The organism is Bradyrhizobium sp. STM 3561 (genome assembly GCF_045571455.1).
GTDB classification, from domain to species: Bacteria; Pseudomonadota; Alphaproteobacteria; order Rhizobiales; family Xanthobacteraceae; genus Bradyrhizobium; species Bradyrhizobium vignae.
The window spans coordinates 6,688,002-6,713,458 of sequence record NZ_CP120695.1; the positions used below are offsets into that span (position 1 = coordinate 6,688,002).

24 protein-coding genes and 1 tRNA gene are annotated in these 25,457 nt (G+C 64.6%); 13 read left to right on the forward strand and 12 right to left on the reverse strand.

Features of this window, described 5'->3' with window-relative positions:
• Positions 1–147: 147 nt before the first annotated feature.
• Positions 148–1,533: an MFS transporter gene (locus P6U28_RS31720; RefSeq protein ID WP_122400301.1), complete on the reverse strand. Its 1,386-nt coding sequence runs from the start codon at positions 1,531–1,533 to the stop codon at positions 148–150.
• A gap of 100 nt (positions 1,534–1,633) precedes the next feature.
• On the opposite strand from P6U28_RS31720, the gene ggt reads away from it, so the two are divergent.
• The gene (gene ggt, locus P6U28_RS31725) at positions 1,634–3,385 is read left to right on the forward strand and encodes a gamma-glutamyltransferase (RefSeq protein WP_407120452.1); all 1,752 of its coding nucleotides are present in this window, start codon (positions 1,634–1,636) and stop codon (positions 3,383–3,385) included.
• Between the two features lie 98 nt (positions 3,386–3,483).
• The gene (locus tag P6U28_RS31730) at positions 3,484–4,779 is read left to right on the forward strand and encodes an MFS transporter (protein ID WP_122400299.1); all 1,296 of its coding nucleotides are present in this window, start codon (positions 3,484–3,486) and stop codon (positions 4,777–4,779) included.
• A 100-nt stretch (positions 4,780–4,879) separates the two neighbouring features.
• On the opposite strand, the gene P6U28_RS31735 is transcribed toward P6U28_RS31730, so the two are convergent.
• On the reverse strand, positions 4,880–5,545 hold the full coding sequence (locus P6U28_RS31735; protein WP_407120453.1) for a glutathione S-transferase family protein: 666 nt from the start codon (positions 5,543–5,545) through the stop codon (positions 4,880–4,882).
• 166 nt (positions 5,546–5,711) lie between these two features.
• Between P6U28_RS31735 and P6U28_RS31740 the strand changes: the two genes are divergently transcribed.
• The 4 genes from P6U28_RS31740 to panE all read left to right on the forward strand — a co-directional run bounded on the left by P6U28_RS31740 (position 5,712) and on the right by panE (position 9,465).
• On the forward strand, positions 5,712–6,293 hold the full coding sequence (locus P6U28_RS31740) for a DUF2239 family protein (protein ID WP_162500057.1): 582 nt from the start codon (positions 5,712–5,714) through the stop codon (positions 6,291–6,293).
• A gap of 89 nt (positions 6,294–6,382) precedes the next feature.
• Positions 6,383–7,732, forward strand: coding sequence for an MATE family efflux transporter (locus P6U28_RS31745; RefSeq protein ID WP_407120454.1), 1,350 nt, complete (start codon positions 6,383–6,385; stop codon positions 7,730–7,732).
• Between the two features lie 90 nt (positions 7,733–7,822).
• On the forward strand, positions 7,823–8,431 hold the full coding sequence (locus P6U28_RS31750) for a 2-hydroxychromene-2-carboxylate isomerase (protein WP_174221541.1): 609 nt from the start codon (positions 7,823–7,825) through the stop codon (positions 8,429–8,431).
• A gap of 110 nt (positions 8,432–8,541) precedes the next feature.
• Positions 8,542–9,465, forward strand: coding sequence for a 2-dehydropantoate 2-reductase (gene panE, locus P6U28_RS31755; RefSeq protein ID WP_407120455.1), 924 nt, complete (start codon positions 8,542–8,544; stop codon positions 9,463–9,465).
• A 72-nt stretch (positions 9,466–9,537) separates the two neighbouring features.
• Here the strand turns inward: panE and P6U28_RS31760 are convergent, their stop codons facing one another.
• From P6U28_RS31760 to P6U28_RS31775, 4 genes are all read right to left on the reverse strand, one after another.
• The gene (locus P6U28_RS31760) at positions 9,538–10,119 is read right to left on the reverse strand and encodes a cytochrome c (RefSeq protein ID WP_122400294.1); all 582 of its coding nucleotides are present in this window, start codon (positions 10,117–10,119) and stop codon (positions 9,538–9,540) included.
• A gap of 225 nt (positions 10,120–10,344) precedes the next feature.
• Positions 10,345–11,619 (reverse strand): sorbosone dehydrogenase family protein, encoded by a 1,275-nt coding sequence (locus P6U28_RS31765; protein ID WP_122400293.1) that lies wholly within the window; start codon positions 11,617–11,619, stop codon positions 10,345–10,347.
• 380 nt (positions 11,620–11,999) lie between these two features.
• Positions 12,000–12,986: an NAD-dependent epimerase/dehydratase family protein gene (locus P6U28_RS31770; RefSeq protein WP_407120456.1), complete on the reverse strand. Its 987-nt coding sequence runs from the start codon at positions 12,984–12,986 to the stop codon at positions 12,000–12,002.
• A gap of 76 nt (positions 12,987–13,062) precedes the next feature.
• A tRNA-Gly gene (locus P6U28_RS31775) sits at positions 13,063–13,137 on the reverse strand.
• Positions 13,138–13,408: 271 nt separating this feature from the next.
• Here P6U28_RS31775 and P6U28_RS31780 point away from each other — a divergent pair.
• Positions 13,409–14,332, forward strand: a complete 924-nt coding sequence (locus P6U28_RS31780) for a tetratricopeptide repeat protein (RefSeq protein WP_407120457.1) — start codon at positions 13,409–13,411, stop codon at positions 14,330–14,332.
• A gap of 33 nt (positions 14,333–14,365) precedes the next feature.
• Complete coding sequence (locus P6U28_RS31785) at positions 14,366–15,043, forward strand: LON peptidase substrate-binding domain-containing protein (protein ID WP_122400290.1); 678 nt, start codon at positions 14,366–14,368, stop codon at positions 15,041–15,043.
• 12 nt (positions 15,044–15,055) lie between these two features.
• Here P6U28_RS31785 and P6U28_RS31790 read toward each other — a convergent pair whose 3' ends face one another.
• The 4 genes from P6U28_RS31790 to P6U28_RS31805 all read right to left on the reverse strand — a co-directional run bounded on the left by P6U28_RS31790 (position 15,056) and on the right by P6U28_RS31805 (position 19,202).
• A complete protein-coding gene (locus P6U28_RS31790) occupies positions 15,056–17,554 on the reverse strand; it encodes an EAL domain-containing protein (protein ID WP_407120458.1) in 2,499 nt (832 codons plus the stop codon).
• 209 nt (positions 17,555–17,763) lie between these two features.
• The gene (locus P6U28_RS31795; protein ID WP_162500054.1) at positions 17,764–18,357 is read right to left on the reverse strand and encodes a cytochrome b/b6 domain-containing protein; all 594 of its coding nucleotides are present in this window, start codon (positions 18,355–18,357) and stop codon (positions 17,764–17,766) included.
• 13 nt (positions 18,358–18,370) lie between these two features.
• Entirely contained in the window at positions 18,371–18,649 is a 279-nt protein-coding gene (locus tag P6U28_RS31800) for a PepSY domain-containing protein (protein WP_122400288.1), read from the reverse strand.
• Positions 18,650–18,851: 202 nt separating this feature from the next.
• On the reverse strand, positions 18,852–19,202 hold the full coding sequence (locus P6U28_RS31805; protein WP_122400287.1) for a hypothetical protein: 351 nt from the start codon (positions 19,200–19,202) through the stop codon (positions 18,852–18,854).
• A gap of 95 nt (positions 19,203–19,297) precedes the next feature.
• Between P6U28_RS31805 and P6U28_RS31810 the strand changes: the two genes are divergently transcribed.
• Positions 19,298–19,828 (forward strand): TetR/AcrR family transcriptional regulator, encoded by a 531-nt coding sequence (locus P6U28_RS31810; protein ID WP_407120459.1) that lies wholly within the window; start codon positions 19,298–19,300, stop codon positions 19,826–19,828.
• 58 nt (positions 19,829–19,886) lie between these two features.
• A complete protein-coding gene (locus P6U28_RS31815) occupies positions 19,887–20,084 on the forward strand; it encodes a Trm112 family protein (RefSeq protein WP_122400286.1) in 198 nt (65 codons plus the stop codon).
• Between the two features lie 231 nt (positions 20,085–20,315).
• Here the strand turns inward: P6U28_RS31815 and P6U28_RS31820 are convergent, their stop codons facing one another.
• Positions 20,316–21,536, reverse strand: a complete 1,221-nt coding sequence (locus tag P6U28_RS31820; RefSeq protein WP_407120460.1) for a ubiquinone biosynthesis hydroxylase — start codon at positions 21,534–21,536, stop codon at positions 20,316–20,318.
• 203 nt (positions 21,537–21,739) lie between these two features.
• Here P6U28_RS31820 and tesB point away from each other — a divergent pair, with 203 nt between their 5' ends.
• Positions 21,740–22,600: an acyl-CoA thioesterase II gene (gene tesB, locus P6U28_RS31825; protein ID WP_122400284.1), complete on the forward strand. Its 861-nt coding sequence runs from the start codon at positions 21,740–21,742 to the stop codon at positions 22,598–22,600.
• Between the two features lie 3 nt (positions 22,601–22,603).
• Here the strand turns inward: tesB and P6U28_RS31830 are convergent, their stop codons facing one another.
• Positions 22,604–23,488 (reverse strand): DUF4339 domain-containing protein, encoded by an 885-nt coding sequence (locus tag P6U28_RS31830; RefSeq protein ID WP_122400283.1) that lies wholly within the window; start codon positions 23,486–23,488, stop codon positions 22,604–22,606.
• A gap of 238 nt (positions 23,489–23,726) precedes the next feature.
• Between P6U28_RS31830 and P6U28_RS31835 the strand changes: the two genes are divergently transcribed.
• Together P6U28_RS31835 and P6U28_RS31840 are read left to right on the forward strand one after the other, a co-directional pair.
• Positions 23,727–24,065, forward strand: a complete 339-nt coding sequence (locus P6U28_RS31835) for a P-II family nitrogen regulator (protein ID WP_122400282.1) — start codon at positions 23,727–23,729, stop codon at positions 24,063–24,065.
• Positions 24,066–24,134: 69 nt separating this feature from the next.
• The gene (locus tag P6U28_RS31840; protein WP_407120461.1) at positions 24,135–25,433 is read left to right on the forward strand and encodes an ammonium transporter; all 1,299 of its coding nucleotides are present in this window, start codon (positions 24,135–24,137) and stop codon (positions 25,431–25,433) included.
• The last annotated feature ends 24 nt before the right edge of the window (positions 25,434–25,457 follow it).

The following is a 25,457-nucleotide window of genomic DNA, read 5'->3' on the forward strand; positions in this document are numbered from 1 at the left end:
GGACAAGCTCGCCCTAGGCGCGCATCGGTCCTGACTTCGTCATTGCGAGCGTAGCGAAGCAATCCAGATTCATTCGCGCGGGGGCAGTCTGGATTGCCTCGTCGCTTCGCTCCTCGCAATGACTGAGGTGAGATCGCATGCTGCGGGCTACTCCCGCACGCGCATCAACAGGCCAAGTCCCGCAACGAAGAACACCACCAGCACGGCCATGCCGGCCTTCTGGCTCGCGGTCACCGCGGTGATCATGCCGATCAAGAGTGGTCCGACGAAGGACGTCACCTTCCCGGTCAGCGCGAACAGGCCGAAATACTGAGCGATGCGATCGTGCGGTGCGAGGTGGATCAGCAGCGTGCGGGAGGCGGCCTGCAGCGGGCCGCCGGCCGCACCGATCAAACAGCCCAGCACGAGATAGGCGCGCTCCGCCGCGCTCGAGAACAGGGGAGCGCCTGCTTGCGGCGGCGCGACCTTGATGAAGAAGATCGCATCCTTGTCGACCAGCAGGATCGCCGCAAGCGACAGCAGCAGGATCAGCATGCTGCCGGCGATCACGCGCTTCGGTCCGAGACGATCGTCGAGCTTGCCGCCGAGCCATGCGCCGAACGCGCCGGCAATCGCGAGCATGATGCCGAACGTACCGATCTGGATCGTGTGCCAGCCGAACGTGCCTGCGGCATAGATGCCCCCAAACGCGAACAGCGACACGAGACCATCGGTGTAGATCATGTTGGCGAGCAGGAACGCCGCGAGCGACTTCTGCTTGGGCAACCCTTTGATCGACTGCTTGAGCTCCCACAGGCCCTCGCGCAGCGCCTCGTGCAACGGGCGCCTCGCCGGATAATCCGGCGTGAACAGGAACATCGGCGTCACGAAGATGATGAACCACAGCCCCGTCAGCGGCCCGGCGGCACGGTCGCCCTGATGCGTGACGGGATCGAGCCCGAACAACGGCGTGACGCCGAGCAGCGTGCGGCCAGTCTCGGGATTGGCGGCGAGCAGGCCGAGCACGATGACCAGGCTGACGATGCCGCCGATGTAGCCCGTAGCCCAGCCTGTGCCGGAGAGCCGGCCGATCCGTTCCGGCGGCACCAGGGTCGGCATCATCGCATTGTTGAAGACGGTGGCGAATTCCGCACCGACGCTGGCGAGCGCGACCGCGGTGAGCAAGGTCGGAATGATGGCGTAATCGCCGGGCTTGCCGATCCAGAGCGTGCAGGACGCCAGCACCAGCACCGCGCCGAAGCCTGCGATCCATGGCTTCCTGCGGCCCGCCGCGTCGGCGATGGCCCCCAGCACGGGTGACAGCAGCGCGATCGCAAGGCCCGCCGCGGCCATCGCGAAGCCCCACAGCGACTGGCCGGCGGCGGGATTTGGCGCAACGCTGCTCGCGAAATAGGGCGCGAACACAAAGGTCGTGATCAGCGTGAAATAGGGCTGCGCAGCCCAGTCGAAGAAGATCCAGCTGACGATGGCGGCACGGGGCGGATAGGTGCGCGGGGTGCTGGTCATGCGCACGTCGGGGGCGATCGTCGTCATCACGCAGTCCTCATCACGAACAGTTTTGCCTCTACCGGCGCAAACCGTATAGCATTGCACCGAGACGTGTGAACTGGCCCGAGCACGCGGCGGAAGTTTGATGATGTCGTCATATTCGACACGGCGGACATTTTTTGCCTTCATAGCCACGCTGGCGTTTGGCTTCGCTCCGGCGGCCGCTCAGGATGCGCGGACGGGCTATGTCCCGCCTGCACGCGACAGTGTGCGCGCCGTCGCCGCCGAGAACGGCATGGTGGTGGCGCAGGAGAAGATTTCCGCACAGGTCGGCGCCGACATCCTGCGGCGCGGCGGCAATGCGATCGATGCTGCGGTCGCGACCGGCTTTGCGATGGCGGTGACCTACCCGCGCGCCGGCAATATCGGCGGCGGCGGCTTCATGGTGATTCATTCCGCCGATCGCAATGAAGACGTCACGATCGACTATCGCGAGACGGCGCCGGCTGCGACCACGCCGCAGATATTTCTCGGCGCCGATGGCAAGCCTGACGCGACGAAGTCGCGCGATTCCGCGCTCGGCATCGGTGTGCCCGGCACAGTCGCCGGCCTCGCGCTGGCATTGGACAAATACGGCTCGGGACAGTTCACGCTGGCGCAACTACTCGCGCCGGCCATCGCGCTCGCGCGCGATGGCTTCACCGTCAGCGACGACATTGCCGATACGCTGCCGAGCTGGCACCGGCGGCTGGCACGCTGGCCTTCCTCGGCCAAGATCTTCTCGCGGCCCGATGGCACGCCGCTGGGCGAAGGTGACCGGCTGGTGCAGGGCGATCTCGCCGAAACGTTGTCGGCCGTAGCCGCAGTGGGGCCGCGCGGCTTCTATCAGGGGCCGGTCGCGGAGAAGCTCGCCAAGGCCGTGACCGACGCCGGCGGCATCATGACGCCGGCCGACCTCAGAGCCTATCAGCCAGTCATCCGCGCGCCGGTGCGCGGCACCTATCGCGGCTATGATATTGTCTCGATGCCGCTGCCCTCGTCCGGCGGCGTGGTGCTGGTCGAGACACTCAACATCCTCGAGGGGTTTCAGCTCGCTGATCTGAGGCAGGGATCGCCGGCATCGCTGCATCTCTTGATCGAGGCCATGAAGCGCGCCTATGCCGACCGTGCGCGCTATCTCGGCGACCCCGCCTTCGTCGACGCGCCGATCGAGACGCTCATCGCAAAGGACTACGCCGCCAAGCTGCGCGCGGGCATTTCCGCCGAACGCGCCACGCCCTCGAATGACCTCGTGTCCGCGTCTGCCGCGCCGCGCGAGGGCAGCAACACCACGCATTTTTCCGTCGTCGACCGTCGCGGCAACGCCGTCAGCAACACGTACACGCTGAACTTCAGCTATGGCGTCGGCCTCGTCGCCGAAGGCACCGGTGTGCTGCTCAACAACGAGCTCGACGATTTCACGGCGGCGGTCGGCGCTTCCAATGCCTATGGCCTCGTCGGCTTCGAGGCAAATCTGCCTGGACCCGGCAAACGGCCGCTCTCGTCGATGTCCCCGACCATCGTGCTGAAGGACGGCAAGCCGGTGCTGGTGACGGGCTCGCCTGGCGGCAGCCGCATCATCTCGACCGTGCTTCAGGTGATCGTGAACGTCCTCGACTACAGGATGGATGTTGCGGCCGCGGTCGCAGCGCCGCGGCTGCATCACCAATGGTTGCCGGATGAAGTGCGCGTCGAACGCGGCTTTCCCGACGACGTGCTGCTCGGGCTTAAGGTGATGGGCCATCTCATCGTCGAGCCGATGGGACAGACATCGGCGAATTCGATTCTCGTGACGCCGAACGGACCGCTCGGCGCGGCCGATCCGCGCACGCGCGGCGCGGAGGCGGCGGGGCAGTAAACCCGCTCTCTCTGCATGGCACGACCGCGCGCGCCGGCTTGCTCGGCCGTCGCGCATGCTACTACCGTCCGCCAAAACAATTGCCGGGGAAACGCAACATGACCATCGCCGATCCGAACCAGCGCATCGAACGCGCCGAGATCGAGGACACCAGCCTGCTCGCCTTCTATCGCGACATGAATACGTCCGAACGGCGGACGTTCTGGGCCTGCGCGGCGGGCTGGGCGCTCGACGGCATGGACTTCATGATCTACCCGCTGGTGATCGGCACCATCATCGCGCTGTGGAAGGTCGATGCAGCCTCGGCCGGCCTTGCCGGCACGGTGACGCTGCTCGCCTCCGCCATCGGCGGCTGGCTCGGCGGTTATCTCTCCGACCATATCGGGCGTGTCAGGACGCTCCAGATCACCATCGTCTGGTTCTCTTTCTTCTCCCTGGTCTGCGCCGTCGTGCAGAATTTCGATCAGCTCTTGATCGCGCGCGCCGTTCTCGGTCTCGGCTTCGGCGGCGAATGGGCCGCCGGCGCCGTGCTGATGGGCGAGGCGATCCGGCCGCAATTTCGCGGGCGCGCGGTCGGCTCGGTGCAGTCGGGCTGGGCGGTCGGCTGGGCTCTCGCCGTGCTGTCGCAGGCGATCCTGTTCTCGCTTCTGCCGGCGGAGACGGCCTGGCGTTGGATGTTCGTGATCGGTGCGCTACCGGCACTGCTGGTGTTCTACATCCGCCGCTCCGTCACCGAGCCGGAGATCGCAGCCGAGGCCCGAGCAAAGCAGGCGGAAACGGGCGGTCATCCGAAACTCTGGGAGATCTTCACCTTCCCGATCGTGAAGACCACGGTGCTTGCGTCTCTGATGGCCACGGGCTGCCAAGGTGGCTACTACGCCATCACCTTCTGGGTGCCGCAATTCCTGACCAAGGAGCGGCACCTGTCCGTCGTCGGCTCGACCGGCTATCTGTCGACGCTGATCATCGGCTCCTTCATCGGCTATCTCACCGGTGCCTGGCTTGCCGATCGGATCGGGCGGCGCAATCTGTTCCTGATCTTCTCGCTCGGCGCCATGGCAGTAGTGCTGCTCTACACGCAGCTGCCGCTAACCAACGAGATCCTCTGGATACTGGGTTTCCCGCTCGGCTTTTTCGCCTCGGGCTATTTCTCCGGGATCGGCGCGTTCCTCACAGAACTCTATCCGACGCGACTGCGCGGCTCCGGCCAGGGCTTTTGCTACAATTTCGGCCGCGGCATCGGCGCGCTGTTTCCATTCCTCGTCGGCGCGCTGTCGGCGACGACGTCGCTGGCGAACGCGATCGCGATTTTTGCGGTGGTCGCCTATGCGGTGTTCTTCATCGCCGCGTTCGCGCTGCCGGAGACGCGCGGGCGCGTGCTGCACGCGGATTGACGGCTCGGCGTCATCCCCGGGCGATGCGAAGCATCAAACCCGGGATCTCGAGATTCCGGGTTCGGTGCTGCGCACCGCCCCGGAATGACGAGATAGTGGCTTACCTTCCCACCTGGTACGGCCCGCCCTTCTCGAGGGCACGCGCATAAGCCGGCCGCGCGTGGATGCGCTCCAGGAACGCCATGGCCTTCGGATGGCCCTGCTCGAGCCCGCCTCGCGCTTGGGCCGCTTCCAGCGGAAAGCTCATCTGGATGTCGGCCGCGGTGAACTCGCTGCCGGCGAACCATTCGCTCTTGCCAAGCTCACCTTCCCAATAGTCCATGTGCTGCTTGAGCTGCGGATTGACCAGCGCGGTCAGCGCCTGGTTGCAGACCTTGCGCACCAGCGGCCGAAGCAGCGCCGGCGCGCGCTTCGGCATCAGCGTGAACAGCAGCTTCAGGAGCAGCGGCTGCATCGCCGATCCTTCCGCATAGTGCAGCCAATAGGTGTAGCGCAGCCGCTCCGGCGTGTTCGGCGGCGGAATCAGCCGGCCATTGCCATAGGTGGCGATGAGGTATTCGATGATCGCGCCTGACTCGGCGATGGTGTTGCCGTTGTCGGTGACGACGGGCGACTTGCCGAGCGGATGGATGGCGCGCAGCTCCTTCGGCGCGCGCATGTCCGGCTGGCGCTGATAGCGCACGATCTCGTAAGGCACACCCAACTCCTCGAGTAGCCACAGCACGCGCTGCGAGCGGGAATTGTTGAGGTGGTGAACGGTCAGCATCGCGGAGTCCTCAAGCATTGGGCGTGGTCGGTCGGCCGCGCCGTTCGTGCCAGCCCGGAAACGCATTGTCGAGCCGCAGGTACAGATATTTTCACCCGGGTATATTGACGGCGGGAATGTACCCGGGTATTAAGCTCGCGGCACGAACAAAATGGCAATGATTCCAATGCAAGGGACCTACACAGCCTTCGTCGGCCAGCGTCGGCTGGCCTCCGGCACGGCCGGCGATGTCGCGCTCGCGGTCAAGCGAGCCACGCAATCGCTGGACCAGCCGATCATCATCTTTGATGACGGCACCGGGCGGTCGATCGATTTCGACCTGCGCGGCGATGACCGCGAGGTGCTGGCGCGGCTGGCGAAGCTGGCCCCGCCGCCGAGTGAGGAGGCTGAAGCACCCGCAGAGCCGCGCGGCCGCGGCCGGCCGAAACTCGGCGTGGTCGCGCGCGAGGTGACGTTGCTACCGCGACACTGGGAGTGGCTCAACGCGCAGGCGGGCGGTGCCTCGGTCGCGCTGCGCAAGCTGGTCGACGAGGCCAGGCGCGCGAGCGGCGACAAGGACCGCGAGCGCCAGGCGCGCGATGCCGCCTATCATTTCATGTCGACCATCGCCGGCAATCTGCCGCAGTTCGAGGAAGCCTCGCGCGCGCTGTTCGCGGATGACCGGCGGCGCTTCACCGGGCTGATCGCGGACTGGCCGACCGACATCCGCGACCACATCGTCAAGCTCGCCTACAGCGACCGCGCTTAAACCGCGCGCCGCTTCTTCACAACCCCATCGACAGCCGAGCCGCGCATTGCGCGGCAACGGCTTCGCACACCCTGATGAAAGGCCAATCCATGTCCGCCGCAACACCTCTCTGGACCACATTCCTCCGCTTCCTTGCTCCCCTAATGCTCAGCAACGCGCTGCAATCGCTGTTCGGCACTGTCAGCAACGTCTATCTCGGCCAGATGATCGGCGTCGACGCGCTCGCCGCCGTTTCGGCGTTCTTCCCCGTGATGTTCTTCCTGTTCGCCTTGGTCATGGGCCTGAGCACCGGCGCGACCGTGCTGATCGGCCAAGCGTTTGGCGCGGGCGAGCACAACGGGATCAAGCTCATCGTGGGGACGACGCTCGCAGTCGGCTTGCTGCTGTCGATTTCGATTGCACTGGTTGGCGGGCTCTTCAGCCGGCAATTGATGATCGCGCTCGCCACGCCCGCTGACATTCTCGATGAGGCCAGCGCCTATGCGCGAATCATGCTGCTGACCGTGCCGCTCGGCTTCATCTTCCTGCTGATGATGGCGATGATCCGCGGAGTCGGTGACACATTGACGCCGCTGCTGGCGCTGGCGTCGTCGACTGCGATCGGCCTGATTCTGACGCCACTGCTGATCCGCGGCGCGTCCGGATTGCCGGCGGCGGGTATCACCAGTCCGGCGTGGGCGGCTGCGATCTCGAACATGCTCACGCTGACCTCGCTGGCCGTCTATCTGCTGAGGAGGAAGCACGCGCTCGCGCCGGACGCGGCACTGCTGCGTCAGGTGCGGTTCAACGGCGCCGTGCTCAGTAAGATTCTCGGCATCGGGCTGCCGAGCGCGATCGGCATGATGGTGATGGCGATCGCGGAGCTGGTGCTGCTCGGCCTCGTCAACGGCTTCGGCTCAAACGCCACGGCCGCCTATGGCGCCGTCAATCAGGTGATGGGCTACACGCAGTTCACGGCGATGTCGATTTCGATCGCGGTCTCGATCCTCGGTGCGCAGGCGATCGGTGCCGGCGACCGGGCGCGGCTCGACCGCATCGTGCGCACCGGCCTTGCGTTCAACCTCGCTCTGACCGGCGGGCTGGTGGCGCTGATTTACCTGGTGCCGCGCACGGTGCTTGGCATCTTCATCACCGAAGGCGCCGTGCTCGATCTGGCGAGGGAGCTGCTGTACATCGCCTTGTGGAGCTCGGTGCCTTTCGGCCTCGCCACGGTGTTTTCCGGCGCGATGCGCGCGGCCGGCGTCGCCTTCACGCCGATGCTGCTGTCGATCTTCGCGATCGTCGCGATCGAGCTGCCGGCTGCGGTAATCCTGAGCGGCACGATCGGCCTTGGGGGCGTATGGGCCGCCTATCCGATTGTGTTCTGCGCCATGCTCGCCCTGCAGATGGGCTATTACCTCCTGGTGTGGCGCAAGCAGGCAGTCCAGCGTCTGATCTGATCCCCAAAGTATTATGACCATCATTAAACGGTGGACCTGTGGCGCGGCCTGCGCCACAATGAGCAAAAAGCGACGTCAGGGAGAATGATATTGACCCGCACCGCCCCGCAATTCCTGTTCGACTTCGGCAGCCCCAACGCCTATCTCAGCCATCTGGCGATACCGGCGATCGAGCAGCGGATCGGCGTCAAGTTCGAATATGTGCCGATCCTGCTCGGCGGCATCTTCAAGGCGACCAACAACAAATCGCCGGCCGAGACGCTGGCCGGCATCAAGAACAAGCGGGAGTTCCAGCAGGTTGAGACCGAGCGCTTCATCAGGCGCTTCCATGTCCAGCCCCATGTCTGGAATCCGCATTTTCCCGTCAACACGCTGAATTTGATGCGCGCGGCAATCGCGGCGCAGCTCGAGGGAGTCTTCGAAAAATACGTCGAGGCCGCCTTCCACCACATGTGGCGCGAGCCGAAGAAGATGGACGATCCTGAGATCGCGGCGAAGGCGCTGGAATCCTCCGGCCTCGATGCGCAGAAGCTGTTCGCCCGGACCCAGGAACCCGAGGTGAAGGGCAGACTGATCAAGAACACGGAGGAGGCAGTCGCCCGCGGCGCCTTCGGCTCGCCGACTTTCTTCGTCGGCAACGAGATGTTCTTTGGCAAGGAGCAGCTCCGCGACGTCGAGGAGATGGTCCTCGGCAAATAGCATCATACTCCAGCGACAGAATGTGATCGCGGCAACATTCTGGGTTGCTTCGCTTCGCTCGCAAGGGCGTCTATAGATAGACCGCCAACAGCAAGAACAAGGAAGATCCCATGCGTATCCTCGTGGTCGGCGCCGGCGCCATCGGCGGCTATTTTGGTGGCAGGTTGTTGCAGGCCGGCGGCGACGTCACATTCCTGGTCCGGCCGCGGCGCGCCACCGAGCTTGCGAGCGCCGGCCTCGTCATCAAGAGCCCGAATGGCGACGTGACCTTGAACGATCCGCCGACCGTGCAGGCGGACGCGCTCAAGGACAAGTTCGACGTCGTGCTCTTGAGCTGTAAGGCGTTCGACCTCGACGACGCCATCAAGTCGTTCGCACCGGCGGTCGGGCCGAACACCACCATCATCCCGATGCTCAACGGCATGAAGCACCTCGACACGCTGGATGCCAAGTTCGGCAAGGAGCGCGTGCTGGGCGGCCTCTGCGCCATCGCCGCGACGCTGAACGATAAGCGCGAGGTGGTGCAGCTCCAGCCGATGCAGTCGATCAATTACGGCGAGCGCGGCGGCAGGATGTCGGAACGGGTGAAGGCGATCGACGAGGCCTTCAGGAGCGGCATCGCTGGCGCCACCGCCAGCGAGAACATCATGCAGGACATGTGGGAGAAGTGGGTGTTCCTCTCCTCGCTCGCGGCATCCACCAGCCTCATGCGCGCCTCGGTCGGCAACATCCTTGCGGCTCCCGGCGGTCGGGATTTCCTGCTCGGCATGCTCGATGAGACCAGCGCGATCGCGACCGCGTCGGGCTATCCGCCGGGCGGGCCGTTCTTCGAGCGGGTGAAGGGCAATATCACCACCGAGGGCTCGCCGATGACCGCGTCGATGTTCCGCGACATCAAGGCGGGCCTGCCGGTCGAAGCCGATCACGTCATCGGCGATCTCATCGCGCGCGCCGATGCCGCCAAGGTGCCGGTGCCGAAGCTGCGTATCGCCTACACGCATCTGAAGGCGTACGAAAAACAGCGGGTGGGATAGCGGCCGGCCACACACTCGGTGTCGTCCCGGATCTGCGCGGCTTGAGGCGCGCTTGTCCGGGACGACGAACAGCTATTTCAAATGCGCCAGATAATGCGAGACCGCGGTGATTTCCTCGTCGCTCATGTGATAGGCGACATCGGCCATCGCGGCGACGCCGCCGCCGACGCGCTGGCCGGCCTTGTAATCGTGCAGCGCCTTGACGAGATATTCTTCGCGCTGGCCGGCGAGCCGCGCAACCGCCTTGGTGCCGGCATAGCTATCCGTGTGGCATGAGGCGCAGCGGCGGCCCGCGGCAACCTGCGCGCCTTTCTTCGACAGGTCCGGATCTTTGTCATCCGGGCCCTTCGGCGGCGTCAGCTGGGAGAAATAGGCGCCGAGATTGCGGATGTCCTCGTTGTTGATCTCCTCGACGATCGGCTGCATCTGGTCGTTCTTGCGCGAGCCAGCGCGGAAGAACACGAGCTGCCATTGCAGGAATTGATCAGGCTGGCCGGCGAGCGAGGGAATGTTCTCGGTCTGCGAGATGCCGTTCTCACCGTGACAGCCGGCGCAGACCTGCGCCTTGGCCTGGCCGGCGGAGACGTCGGCGGCGCGAGTGGCCGGCGCAATCAGAAAGCTGGCTGCCAGAGCTCCAAACCAAACGGCTCGCATGGATGATTTCTCCGACTGTCATTGCCGGGCTTTGACCCGCCTGCGAGGCCGAGGCCTGTTCGGTGAGCGTAGGCCCGGCAATCCATCCCATTGGTGAAACGTTTCTCGTTTGGTGGATACCCGGGTCAAGTCCGGACATGACGAACCTGTTCCGCTGCGAGCCTGCTGCGTCAGACAAAAGAGGCTGCAGCCGTCACCCGGTCGCAGCCTCGTTCTCGTGTCGCGCTACTTCTTGCTGTAGCTGATGCGGTAGATCGCGCCGGCCCAGTCGTCGGCAACGAGGATCGATCCGTCCTTGGCGAGGATGATGTCGTCGGGTCGGCCGAGATAGCCCTGGTCGCCCTCGAGCCAGCCGGAGGCGAACACCTCCTGCTTCGGGTTCTTGCCGTCAGGCCCGACGATCACGCGTACGATGCGCGCGCCCTGGTACTTGTGACGATTCCAGGAGCCGTGCTCGGCGATCAGGATGTTGTTCTTGTAGTCGGCGGGGAACTGGTCGCCGGTGTAGAACTTCATGCCGAGCGGCGCGACATGGGCGCCGAGATTCAGCACGGGCGGTGTGAACTCGGAGCATTTGTGGCCCATCGCGAACTTGTCGTCAGGCAGATTGCCCTGGTGGCAATAGGGATAGCCGAAATGCTCGCCGATCCTGTTGATCATGTTCAGTTTGTCTGAGGGCAGATCATCGCTGATCCAGTCGCGGGCATTCTCGGTGAACCAGTATTTGCCGGTGCGCGGATCGACGTCGCCGCCAACCGAGTTGCGGACGCCGAGCGCCCAGATCTCGGCGTTGCCGGTCTTGGGATCGACGCGCCGGATCTGCGACACGCTGGTCGGCGGAATGCCGATGTTGAAGGGCGGGCCGAACGGAATGTAGAACCAGCCTTCCTTGTCGACCGCGATGTACTTCCAGCCGTGCGCGGCATAGGACGGCATGTCATCATAGACGACCTTGCCCTCGCCGAGATTGTCGAGATTGGCTTCGGCGTTGTCGTAGCGGATCAGCTTGTCGACGGCGATGACGTAGAGCGCGCCGTCCTTGAAGGCGAGACCGGTGGGCATGTTCAGGCCCTTGAGGATGGTCTTGACCTCCTTCTTTCCGTTGTTGTCCTTGATGGCATAGACGTTGCCGAGACCGAACGAGCCGACGAACAGCGTGCCCTTGTCACCCCAGGCCATCTGCCGCGCGGCAAGCACGCCCGAGGCGTAGACCTCGATCTTGAAGCCCGGCGGCAGCTTGATTTTCTTGACGATGTTGGCGAGCTCGGCGTCGGAGGCGCCGGTCGGCGGGCCCGAGGGCGGCGCGAGACCCTTTTGCGCCTCGGTCTCGTCGCCGAGGAACCAGTCGTCCGGCGGATGGGTCCAGAACTCCTTGGTACCGGATTCGTATTTCTTCAGCGCCCGGTTCTTGTCCTGTTGCTGCGCATTGACAACGCTGGTCCCGGCAAAAAGGGCCACGGCCGCAAGCGCCAACACGGATCGATGGAACATCGATGTCATCGCGTCACTCCCCTAAGGCAGCCGTGAGGGCTGCGCGTTATTTTGTTTTGCTAGTCGAGAGGCGAAGTTTTGAGTCCGTCGGGACGACAGACGTAAAAAGGTTAGCACATCTGCGAGCCCTGAGAAGCGCATCGCGTGTGCTGCGGTTGCGCTCCGAAAAAATTGAGACGCAATGTCAATGAGCGGGCGGACGCCGCCGCGACAATGCTCTCGCTGCAGCGCGAAATCAATTTGGGCACGCGGATCGCTTGCAGGCGGCACGAGGGATCATACAAAAACGCGAAAACAACCCCATGCACAGTAGAACGGCTCAGACCGGCGCGCTCCCGGTGACGTCGAACAGGCATTTGAAACGTCGAGCAAAACAGCAATCGCGGCGCTTACGAAGCGACGGGGTAGGGCCCATCCTCGAACACCGTGTCATGATAGCCTTTCGACCCGATCTCGCGCGCCAGGGTGCTGCGAAAATCGCGGTCATCTCGCAGGCTGCGCAGCACATGCGCGAAGTCGTATTCGGGCCGCCAGCCGAGCTCCCGCCGCGCCCGTTCGTTGACATAGACGCGGTCGATCGCGGGGAAGAGCCGCCAGCCGCGCACCGCATAGAGCTGCGCACATTCCGGATAGAGCTCGCGCACGACACCGGCGGCATCGCGCGCAAGCGCTTCGAGATGACGTTGCTCGAACGGGCTCGTGGCCGAGACGATGTAGCGGGCGAACCCGATTCTGGGCGCGCGCTCGACGGCCAGCAGATGGGCGCTGACCGCGTCCGCGATATCCAGCCGGCGATAGAGCAGCTCGTTGGCCTGCGCGTTGTCGAGCGCGTAAGCCGACCGCATCGCCGGATCATCGTCGTCCTCGGGAAAGAAGCGCGAGGTCCGCAGGATGAGGACCGGCAGGGCGCGTTCGCGAAAGAACAGTTCGCACAGGTTCTCGGCCATCAGCTTGGTCGTGCCGTAGATGTTCTTCGGCACCGGCGGCAGGTCCTCGGTGACCCACACGGCGGTCTGCCCGGCCTCGGGGCGCAGCTGCGAGCCGAACGCGCTGGTGGTGCTGGTGAAGACGAAGCTCTTCACACCGGCCGCCGCGGCCGCCTCGAGCAGGTTGAGCGTGCCGGTGATATTGGTGTCGACGAAGTCTCGCTTGCCGTGGGTCGCCACATGCGGCTTGTGCAGCGTCGCGGTGTGGATCACTGCAGTGATGCCGTCCATCTGCGCTCGCACAAGCGCCGGATCGACGATCGAGCCGACGGCGTCGGTGAAAGGGGAGGGCTTCAGATCGAGCCCGCGGGCAGGCGACCCGCGCCCATGGAGCGTCCGCAGAATGGCCTCGCCGAGGTGGCCCGCGCTGCCGGTGACCAGAATTGTCATTTGAGATCCAATACAGCCGTCAGCTGCGTGGAAAACCACGGCCCTATCCGGTTTGGCTGGATGCTCTGGGAAAATTTGGAGCGGGCGAAGGGGCTCGAACCCTCGACCCCGACCTTGGCAAGGTCGTGCTCTACCACTGAGCTACACCCGCATCCTGTGTCGGTCGCGTGACGCGCCGGCAACGGCTGTCGTATGCCAAAAGCGGGAGGGGAATGCAACAGCTACCCGCGGCATAGATTTGCAATTGAGGACCCCATATGGACCCCGAACGTGGCCAAATGGACCGAAAAAGCTCCGGAACCGGCGAATCGGGGCGCCTGGATTGAAATTCGGCCCATCCGGCCCAATTTAGGAGCCGACCACAAGCATATGATGCGGCGGCATGCTAAAGAGCCGCCATTCCAGCATGACGAGGGGATCCCGTGACGATCATCGACCAGGGTAACGGAGCGGCGGGCCCGGCTGCGGCCGACCTGATCAAGGACACCACCACCCAGACTTTCGTGAAGGATGTCATCGAGGAATCGAAGCGCCAGCCGGTGCTGATCGATTTCTGGGCGGAGTGGTGCGGCCCCTGCAAGCAGCTCACCTCCGTGCTGGAGAAGGCGGTGAAGGCGGCCAAGGGCAAGGTCAAGCTGGTCAAGATGAACATCGACCACCATCCGGCGATCCCGGGCCAAATGGGCATCCAGTCGATCCCGGCCGTGATCGCCTTCGTCAACGGCCAGCCGGCCGACGGTTTTATGGGCGCGGTGCCGGAGAGCCAGGTCAATGCCTTCATCGAGCGGCTGACCAAGGGCGTCACCGCGCCGGGCGAGGTCAACGTCTCCGAGATCGTGCAGGAGGCCGAAGCTGTGCTCGCCGAGGGCGACACGGCGGCGGCGGCGCAGATCTATGCCGAGGCGCTCCAGCATGATTCGACCAATATCGCGGCGCTTGCGGGCCTTGCGAAGTGTTACGCCGTCTCCGGCGCATTGGAGCAGGCCAAGCAGACGCTGGCCATGGTGCCGGACTCCAAGCGCAACGATCCGGCCGTGAAGGCCGTGCAGACCGCGATCGATCTCGCCGAGCAAGCGAAATCGCTTGGCCCTGTCGCCGAGCTGGAACAGAAAGTCGCCGCAAACCCGCTCGATCATCAGGCCCGATTCGACCTCGCCACCGCGCTCAACGCGCAAGGCAATCGCGCGGCGGCGACCGAGCAGCTCCTCGAGATCGTCAAGCGCGACCGCAAGTGGAACGACGACGGCGCCCGCAAGCAGCTGGTGCAGTTCTTCGAGGCCTGGGGCGGCACGGATGATGCAACCGTCGAGGGACGCAAGCGTTTGTCGACGATCCTGTTTTCGTAGGGACGTACTGGCAACGCCAGGGGGACCGGGCAGATGCCGATCAACATCGAATATCGCGGGCCCGCCGACCTCCCGGAGATCATTCCGGTGTTTCCGTTGCCGGGCGCGCTGCTGCTGCCCCGCGGCCAGATCCCGCTCAACATCTTCGAGCCGCGCTACCTCGCGATGGTCGACGATTCCTTCCGCGACGGCCATCGCCTGATCGGCATGATCCAGCCGGACGTGGCGCATTCGCCGAAGGATTCCGACAAGCCGGCACTGTTCCGCGTCGGCTGCGTCGGCCGCATCACCCAGCTCGCCGAATCCGGCGACGGCCGCTACATCCTCGAGCTCACCGGCGTTTCGCGCTTCAAGGTGGTCGAGGAGCTCGAGGTGCTCACCCCCTATCGGCAGTGCAAGGTGGACTTCTTCGCTTTCGTCGACGACTTCACCGCGCGAAGGGGCGAGGAGGAGGTCGATCGCGAGGCGCTGCTGGCCGTGCTGGCGGATTTCCTGAAGGCCAACAATCTCAAGGTCGACTGGGAGGGCGTCGAGAGCGCACCCAACGAGGCGCTCGTCAACGCGCTGGCGATGATGTCGCCCTATGGTCCCGCGGAGAAGCAGGCGATGCTCGAGGCACCCGACCTGAAGACCCGCGCCGAGATCCTGATCGCCGTCACGGAGATGGATCTCGCCAAGAAACGCACCAGCGGCGATCCGCCGCTGCAGTGAGGGTCTGAAAGCTCACGCAGCGCGGACGGCCGCTTCGTCCCGCCGCAGCATTCTGGCGATGTCGGATGCAGGCATCGGCCGGCTGAAATAATAGCCCTGCGTTTCGATGCACCCTTCCTCGCGGAGGATGTCGAGCTGTTCCTTCGTTTCGACGCCTTCGGCGGTCGTCGTCTTGCCGAGGCTGACTGCGAAACGAACCACTGCGCGCGCGAGATGGCGCGCCTCGGCCCGCACGCCGGAGAGTTCGTCGACGAAACTGCGGTCGATCTTGACTTTGTCGAACGGGAATCTCTGCAGAAAGCTCAGCGATGAATAACCGGTGCCGAAATCGTCCAGGGCGATTTGCACGCCGAGTTCGCGCAACTGAGCGAGCACCGCAAAGACGGCTTCGCAGTCATGCATGATCACCGTCTCGGTGACCTCGAGCTCGAGCCTGTGCGGCGCGAGTCCTGAACTCGCCAGCGCGCCGACGATGACCGGAACGAGCTCCTTGCTCCTGAATTGGGCGGGAGACAGGTTGACCGCGATCCTGACAGATGTCGGCCATGTGGCAGCTTCCGCGCAGGCGGTCCTCAAGACCCACTCGCCCAGTGGCACGATCAAGCCGGTCTCTTCCGCAAGCGGGATGAATTCGCCGGGCAGGACCAGGCCTCGCTGCGGGTGATGCCAGCGCAGCAAGGCCTCGAAGCCACAGGTCTCGCCGGTCGCGGCGCTGACGAACGGCTGGTAGTGAAGCTCGAATTGACGGCCAACAAGCGCATCCCGCATGTCGCGCTCGAGGTTGCGTCGCGCATGCATCAGCTCGTCGAACTCCGGCTCGAAGAAGCGGTATGCACCACGTCCACCGCTCTTGGCCGAGTAGAGCGCGAGATCCGCGCTCTTCAGGATCACGTCGGAATCGTTGCCGTCCCGCGGCGCGATCGCAATGCCGATGCTGGTGCCCACCGTAACCCGGTGATCGCCGAGATCGAAGGGTTCGCAAAGCGCCTTTCTGATGTTCTCGGCAAGGGCGGCGGCCTCCACGGCCGGGTTGGTCACGTAGTCGATGACCGCGAACTCGTCGCCGCCGAGTCGCGCGATCAACGCGGTTTCCGTGACGCATTCGCGCAGACGCGCGGAGACGGCGCGCAGCAGCGCATCGCCCGCCGGATGTCCAAGCGTGTCGTTGACTTCCTTGAAGCGATCGAGATCGAGCATGAGCACGGCCAGATCGAGGCCGCCGTTGCGCGTCACCGCAATCGCATGCTCCATCCGCTCCCTGAGCAGCACGCGATTTGGCAGATCGGTCAGCGCGTCGTGTTGCGCCATATGGGTGATCTTGGCCTCGGACCGGCGTTGCTCGGTTACGTCGAGATGCGTGGCCACCCATCCGCCGCCGGCCATTGGCTGTCGCGTCACGCGGATCAGCCGGCCATCCGCAAACTCGTCGATCCTGCTCGAAACTGCATCGAACGGCAGGGCCGCCAGTTTCGAGATGAATTGCTCGGCAGCGCATTCGCTGGAATCGCCCTTGAGAATGCCCTTCGCGATACGATGCCTGATGATGTCGGTATGCGATGTCCCGGTCCTCAGCAGCTCCGGCGGCAGCTGATAGAGTCGGGCATAACGCTCGTTGCAGACCACAAGCCGCTTTTCGGCGTCGAACATGCAAAGACCCTCGACCATATGATTGATCGCCGTATCCAGCCTGAGCGTCTGTTCCTGTAGTTCCAGCTGCGAATCTTCGAGCTGCTGCCGGGCGAGCGAAAGCTGGCTGATGATCTCCTCGAACCTGGCGGTTCGGCTTGCCAGGCGGCGATCGGCCAGCACGCCGATCAGACTCATCCCCAGCACGGAAAGTGCGACACCGGCGATGGCAAGTGCGAGGAAACCCGGAGAAAGCGAGAGCTTGTCCGTCGCGAGGGTGGGGTCCGGCGTGATCTGCACGGCGCCCATGGCTGTGAAGTGATGCGACACGATGGCGAGTGTGAGCAGGACGGCCGCTCCCAGCGTGCCCCGATAGTCCTGGTAGGTGAGGGCAACTGCCAGCGCTGCGTAGCCGAGGCACATGCCGAGAATGATCGAGACGATTACCAGGTCCACCGACCAGGCGACCCGGCCGGGCACTTCAAGGGCCCACATCCCCAGATAGTGCATGCTGGCAATGCCGCCGCCGATGATGACTCCGCCCGCCATCGCGCCCCAGCGACCGGACGTGCCGACCGCCACACCGAAGCCGACCGAGGTCAGAACCATGGCCGCGGCGAGCGAGAACGCCGTCAGCACGAGGCCGTAGCCGGTCGTGACACCCGGCTCATAAGCGAGCATCGCGACGAAATGCGTGGCCCAGATTCCGTAGCCGATGGCGGCGCCGGCAATCGCGATCCAGATCCACCGCGTTCGCGCGCGCGTCGCGATCGCACGATGAAAGATGTTGGCTGCGACGATGCTCGCGACGAAGCAGACCAGGCCTGCGAGTACGACGAGCCGCAAATCGTGCTCGGCCGTAAGACATGAAAAAACGCGGAACATGCAATATCGCTCCCTCGTCAATACTATCGAGGATTGAGCCGATCAGGCTTTGTCCGCGTTAATTTTCTGCAATGCCCGGTTGCATGCCTATCGCGAGGTAAATGTTTCCCGGCAAATGACGCCAGTTGGGGGTGGTTGTGCGGGTTAAGACGGCTCCGCCCCGTGAAACTACGTAGCCCTGTGGCTGCTCGGGAACTCGACCGGTTCGCTTAGAGATGATGCCGGATCCGCTTGCGGCCGGTGATCATCGCCCGGATCAGGTTCTCGCGCTGAAGAAGTCCCATCAGCAGCACGCCGAGCACGTGCAGCACCACCAGCACGATGACCGCATCCGATGAATAATGGTGGGTGTCCTCGACCCACCAGAGGCCGAAGAAGGTCACGGTCACCGACATCGCGCCCGTGATCGCCGAGACGGCGACCGCGAGCAGCAGCGCCACCAGCATCATCGTGCCGGCGGGATTGAGTCCGATATAGCGGCCGGTGATGCCGCGGCGCAGATTCCAGAGATAGCGTGGCGCGACAAGGAGCCGGACGCCGACCATGCGGAAACGAGAGTAGCGACCGCCCCAGAAACCCCAGACGAGACGGAAGACGAGAAGCCCAAGGACCGTATAGCCGACGATGCGATGCAGCCGGTCATAGACGGTGGGCGTGAACCACGCGGCCAGGATGCTGGCCGCGAAAGCCCAGTGCCAGAGTCGCAGCGGCAGATCCCAGACTGCGACCGTCCGCGGAGCGGTTCGATCCGCAGGGGGCCGGTCGGCCGGCCCGCGCGCTTCTGGCACCGCTTTTTCGATCAAGCCGGGATGATCCTTACTTGGCGATCGTGTGCTTCAGGCTGAGATCTTCGGGGCTGTAGAACAGCTCGTAGAGCTTGCCTTCCTTGACGCCGTAGACCTCGTAGCACGAGCCTTCGATCTTGGAGCGCCGCACCTCATAGCCCAGCGCCTTGGCCTTGGCTTCGGCTTCGCTGGCCGGCTTCCACGACGCCTTGTCGAGCTTGGTGCAATCCTTGAAACCGTCGGCCAAGGCCGTCGATCCCGCGCCGATTCCGATCGTCAGTGCAATGGCAACAACACGAATGACCTTCACGAACTCTCCTCCTCTCGTGGACGCGCCGCGAAGCCGCGGAGCGCACCGAAGGAAGCAAAGAAGGCGGTGAAGTCAATCGCGTACGGCCCTGGTTCGCTTTAGATAACCTCTAACATGCGCGAAAACATGAGAGCTCTCTGCGCACAATGCGGATTTGGCCCCGCCGCTGCAGCCTTACGCCTCACGGACCGGATGCGCGGCGCTAGTAGCCTGCGACCGCGAGCGCGACGACTGCCCCCATGCCGACCCAACCGAAATGGCGGCCACGCGTGGCGAAAGCATTGGCGAGGGCTGCAAAGCCGAACACGATGGCGAGCGTGGCGACGATCCAGTGCCGGGCGAGGCTCGATTCCAGCCGCGGCGCAACCAGCAGCAGCACGCCGCCGCCGATCCACGCCACGGTGCCGGCCTGCCATACCAGTCGGATCAGCGTGCGCAGGCGCGGCGGCTCGATGCTGGCGCGGGCGAATACCTTGCTCTCGCCGAGCACGCCGTGGATCAGCGCGATGAGGATCGCGACGGCGCCGGAACATTGCAGGAGAAGGTCTCGCATCGGGCATGCTCCATCCGTACAGCACTGTATGGATATGCACCCACTTGCCCGCGGCTGTCAATACACTAGTGTATGGCCTCCATCCGGAGCCAGGCATGACCGAGCAGCTTTCCGCCGACGACTGGATCAAGGAGGGTTTGAAGGCGCTCGGCAAGAACGGCTTCACGGCGCTGAAGGCCGATCCGCTCGCCAAGTCAATGGGTGTTTCGCGCGGCAGCTTCTATTGGCATTTCGCCGATCTGGCCGGGTTTCACGCTGCCGTGCTGAAGCGCTGGCGCGAGATCGCGGCCGAGCAGATCATCGCAGATGTCGAAGCCGCCAGCGACGAGCCGCTCAAGATGCTGCTGTGGAGATCCTTTGGCGCGCGGCTCGACCTCGAGCGCGCGGTGCGCAACTGGGCCGCGTTCGATGCGACGACGCAAGCGGCGGTGCGCGCAATCGATCGCCGCAGGCTCGACTATATCGAGGCGCTGCTGGAAAAGCGTGGGCTGGCTCCGGCGACGGCGCAGGCCCGCGCGCAGATCCTCTATTGGACATTCCTCGGTTCCGCGCTGTCAGGCCCGCCGCTGCCGGCGGCGCGGCTTCAGGCCGTGCTCGACGAGCTCCTAGGGATGCTCGTCGCTTAGACCCGTGATGCCGGACGCGAATTTCTGTGCTAAAGGCAGCCGACTGCCGGAGACCCCCATGAACGTGCCCACCGAACGTCCCGAAGCCAGCGTCGACCCCAAATTGCTGGAAATTCTGGTCTGCCCGCTGACCAAGGGCCCGCTGGAGTTCGATTCGGCCAAGCAGGAGCTGATCTCGCGCAGCGCCAAGCTCGCCTATCCAATCCGCGACGGCATCCCGATCATGCTGCCGGAAGAGGCGCGCAAGATCGATTGAAGCTTGCGTAGCCGGTCGCTCGTTTGGAGCAATGCCGGCGCCACATCCTCGGTGTCGGCCCTGCGAAGGCCGGGACCCGTTACCACCGAATTGCGCTGTTGCGCGAGCTGGTCACCTCGAGTCTTCGCAACACTCTTGCTGCGGAGTATGGGTCCCGGATTGCGCGCTTGGGGCGCGCTTGTCCGGGACGACGCGAAGAGAGTGAGGCGCGAGCGCTCTCTAACTTGCGCCTTACAACGCCTCGCCCTTCAGCAGCCGCGGCACTTCGCCGGTGAGGCCGGCGGCCTGGCGGATGAAGAGGTTCTTCAGCGGCGGGGCGCGGTCGACGAGGCCGAGGCCGATGTCGCGCACCGTGCGCAACAGCGTCGACTGATTGGAGAACAGGAAGTTCAGCGAGTTGGTGGCGACGCCCATCGCCATGGTGTCGAAGCGGCGCCAGCGCTGGTAGCGTTCGAGCACGTCCGCCGCGCCGAGATCGATGCCGAGCCGCGCGGCATCGACCACGACCTCGGCCAGCGCCGCGACGTCCTTCAGCCCCATGTTGAGGCCCTGGCCGGCAATGGGGTGGATGACGTGGGCGGCATCGCCGACCAGCGCGAGGCGCTCGGCGACGAATGAACGCGCGACGAAATAGGACAGCGGAAACGCGCGCGGCTTGTCGAGCACCTTCACCTCGCCGAGATGCAGGCCGAAACGCTGCTCGAGTTCGCTGTGAAATTCCTCGTCACTGAGCCCGATGATGCGCGCGGCCTCGGCTCGGCGCTCGGTCCATACCAGCGAGGAGCGCTTGCCCGAGAGCGGCAGGATCGCGAAGGGACCTGCCGGCAGGAAGTGTTCTTCGGCGCGGCCTTCGTGATCGCGTTCATGGCCGACGGTGACGACGATACCGGACTGATCGTACTCCCAGCCATGGGTGACGATACCGGCGCGCTCGCGCAGTCTTGACCGCACGCCATCGGCGGCGACCAAGAGGCTGGCTGCGATCACGCTGCCGTCGCCAAGCGTCACGTCGATGCCATCGGAGCGCCCGTCGTAAGACACGACCGTGGTGGCGCGAAGATCGATGCCCTCGGCCTCGGCGCGCACCACCAGCGCATCGATCAGGCGGCGGTTCTCGACCATATGCGCAAACGGCTCGCCCGGCGCGACATCGCCGGCGAAGTTGAGGAACACCGGACGGGTGGCGTCCTCGAGCTTGGAATCCGTGACGACCATGTCGAGGATCGGCTGCGCCTCGCCCCTGACGTCGTCCCAGGCACCAATCGCCTCGAACAGGCGGCGGCACGCGGCGACGATCGCGGTGGCGCGCGGGTCCCGGCTCGGCCGCGTGCTGAACGCGGGATCGGCGACGATGACGGGGATCTCGGGGCCGAGCCCCTGGCGTAGCGCCAGGGCCAGCGCGAGCCCCGCAAACGCGCCACCACCTATGACAATGCTACCCTGTACCGACATACCAAGCTTCCCGGTCAATTCTCGGTCTTGCTAGCAGACTTGAGCTGGGCGAAACAGTGCGGTGAAACAAGGGCGGAACGGCCTCGTTCCGTCATTCCGGGGCGCCTCGAAGAGGCGAACCCGGAATCTCGCTCAACAACTTCTGGATTCCGGGTTCGCGCTCACGCGCGTCGCGGAACGACGACGAAAGCGAAAGCGCGCCGATGTCCAAAAGCCTGATCGACCTGATCTCGATCCTCGACCTCGAACAACTCGAGGTGAATTTGTTCCGTGGCAACAGCCCGAAGACGAGCTGGCAGCGGGTGTTCGGCGGCCAGGTGATCGGGCAGGCGATGGTTGCCGCCTGCCGCACCGTCGAGGGCCGGCTGCCGCATTCGCTGCATTGCTATTTCATCCTCCCGGGCGATCCGCAGATCCCGATCATCTACCAGGTCGAACGCCTGCGCGACGGCAAGAGCTACTCGACCCGCCGCGTCACCGCGATCCAGCATGGCAACGCGATCTTCTCGATCATGGTGTCGTTCCACGCCGACGAGGAGACTTCATTCGATCATCAGGACAAGATGCCTGATGTGCCGCCGCCGGAGAAGCTCACGGCGGAGGAGGTGGCGAAGCAGCCGATGTTCAAGGAGATGCCGGAGTTCATCCGCCGCTACTATGAATCGGATCGGCCGATCGAGCTGCGTCCGGTCGAGCTCGGCCGCTATTTCGGCCAGAAGATCGAGGACGGCCGCATTCACGTCTGGATCAAGACCGCCGCGAAGCTGCCAGACGATCCGGCGCTGCATATGTGCGCGCTCGCCTACGCCTCCGACTTCTCGCTGCTTGATGCGATCATGGCGCGCTACGGCCGCACGCTGTTCGACAAGCGAATGATGCCGGCGAGCCTCGATCACGCGATGTGGTTTCACCGCCCGTTCCGCGCCGACGAATGGCTGCTCTACGCGCAGGATTCGCCGAGCGCGCAATCGGGCCGCGGCCTGACCCGCGGCTCGATCTTCAAGCCCGACGGCACGCTGGTGGCGTCCGTTGCGCAGGAAGGCTCGGTGCGCGAGCGGAGATAGCGATCAATAGGCGCGAGCGGCCGCCCCGCGGTCGACCAGCGCGAATTGCGACACGAACCAGCAGCCGTACCAGCGCAGCATCCACGGAATCGGGATGATCAAGCTGCAAGCCAGCGTGAACACCACCGATCGCCACAGGATCTGCCAACCACTGCCATTGAAGACGACCTCGCGCCGCGTGCCCTCGATGTTCCGGCAATTCCAGCGCATCCAGAACGCGATCACCCAGGCCCAGCCGATGATGGTGATGGTCGAGATCATCATCAGCAGGTACCAGCCGACATAGCCGATCGCGCTGCCCTGGAACGAAAGCGGCAGACGCTCGCCGTTCGAGGTGAGATTAGCGACGATCCAGCGCAGGATCACCCAGGCGAGGAACGCATTGGCGATCGCTGCAAGGAGCGGCGCGAACGAGATGCCGGTGGCGCCGGCGTAAGTCAGGAGCGCGTTCAGCATCAGCGCCCACCAAATGTCCATCGGTTGGCCGGCGAAACCAAAATTCGGCCGGCCCGGCACCTGGATGTGCGAGGTGATGTATTGGTAGAACCAGACGGTGGCCCAGGGCGCGGGGATCACCAGCAGGATGCCGATCACGAACACGATGCTGCGGCCAAGAAGACCGAACGCGCTGAAATCAGCCGTCAACGATCCGTCGGCGGCACCGCCATAGCCACCGCCACCCATCATCGGCGGACCGCCGGCCGGAACCATCGGAGGAGCGCCGCCGAGCAGGCCCGGAATCTCGGCGGCCTTCTGCCAGCCGGCCATGCCCTCGGTCCAGACCAGCGTGTCTGGACGGACGATGCCCTGGGCGATGAGATCGCGGAACTGCCCTTCCGCAAAGGGCCCCTGCTGCTTGCCCTCGGATGCGTAGAACCAGCTCGCCATGAAACGTCCCCCTCGAACATAATTATGTACCGGCCGGGACGCTTCGGTTCACCGCATCCATGCCAAAAATGCATTGTGAAGGATCAACGGATGCCCTGTACAGAGGCGGCCGTTCGCATGGCGAGACGTTTTTCCGCTTCAACCTGCAACTTTTTTGTGCCATTTGCCCGGAAAGATGCCAGATTGACGCGGCGCCGGGGACATACGGCGCGGCGCATCCCGGGGAATAGGCCTGACCATGAAACTCGTCGTCGCGATCATCAAACCCTTCAAGCTCGATGAGGTCCGCCAGGCCCTGACGGCGATCGGCGTCCACGGCATGACCGTGACCGAGGTGAAGGGCTATGGCCGCCAGAAGGGTCACACCGAGATCTATCGCGGCGCGGAATATGTCGTGAACTTCCTGCCGAAGCTGCGGATCGAGATCGCCGTCGCCTCCGATGTCGCCGACAAGGCCGTGAGCGTGATCAGCGCCACCGCGCGCACCGGGCAGATCGGCGACGGCAAGATCTTCGTGACACCGATCGACCACGCGCTACGCATCCGCACCGGCGAGACCGACAGCGACGCGCTCTAAACACACCTCTTCGATCGCACGCGTCGATGCCGTTGCGTGCCAATCAATTTCGATGCCGGGGGAAATGACATGGCGGGACTGTTGCGCCGCGTAGCCATCATGGCTGCGCCGATCGGATGCGTGTCGATGATGGCTTCGCCGGCGCGCGCGGCCTCCGAGATCAACACCGCCGATACCGCCTGGATGATCGTCGCTACCGCGCTGGTGCTGATGATGACGATCCCGGGGCTCGCGTTGTTCTATTCCGGCATGGTGCGCAAGAAGAACGTGCTCGCCACCATGGCGCAGAGCCTCGCCGCGGTGACGCTGATTTCCATTCTCTGGGTCGCGTTCGGCTATTCGCTCTGCTTCGTCGGCGACGGACCGTGGATCGGCACGCTCGACCGTTGGTTTCTCGCCGGCATGACCATGGACAGCGTCAACCCTGCTGCGAAGACCATCCCGGAATCGCTTTTCATGCTGTACCAGATGACGTTTGCGATCATCACGGTGGCGCTGGTCGCAGGCTCGGTTGCCGACCGCATGCGATTCTCGGCGTATCTGTTGTTCTCGGTCGCCTGGTTCATCTTTGTTTACATTCCGCTGGCGCATTGGGTGTGGGGCGGCGGCTTCCTCGCCAGCACGGGCGTTTTGGATTTCGCCGGCGGCCTCGTCGTGCACCTGTCGGCCGGCACCGGCGGCCTCGTCGCGGCCAAGGTGATGGGGCGCCGTCACGGCTACGGCACCGAGAATCTCTCGCCGTTCGATTTGTCGCTCGCCGTGATGGGCACCGGCCTGTTGTGGGTCGGCTGGTTCGGCTTCAACGGCGGCTCGGCGCTCGGCGCGAACTCGCGCGCGGTGATGGCGATCACCGCCACTCATCTTGCGGCCTGCGCGGGCGCGCTGACCTGGGGCGCGATCGAATGGTCGACGCGGCGCAAGCCCTCCGTGCTCGGCATGATCTCCGGCGCGGTGGCCGGGCTCGGGACCATCACGCCAGCCTCCGGCTTCGTCGCGCCCTGGCACGGCATCGTCATCGGCGTCATCGCCGGTGCGGTCTGCTACTGGGCCTGTACCTGGCTGAAGCACCGCTTCAACTATGACGATTCGCTCGACGTCTTCGGTGTCCACGGCATCGGCGGCCTGACCGGTACCCTGCTCGGCGGCGTATTCGCGACCAGCGCCATCGGCGGCACCGCCGGCCTGCTGGAGGGCCATCCCCAGCAGATCCTGATCCAGTTCTACGGGGTCGCCGTTACCTTCGTCTGGTCGGCGGGCGTCAGTTTCGTCCTGCTCAAGCTGGTCGGCCTGTTCGTGCCCTTGCGCGTATCCCGTGAGCATGAGCTCGAGGGACTCGATATCTCGCAGCACGGCGAAGCGCTTCAGTAAGCTATCGGCTGCCCGACCTTCATT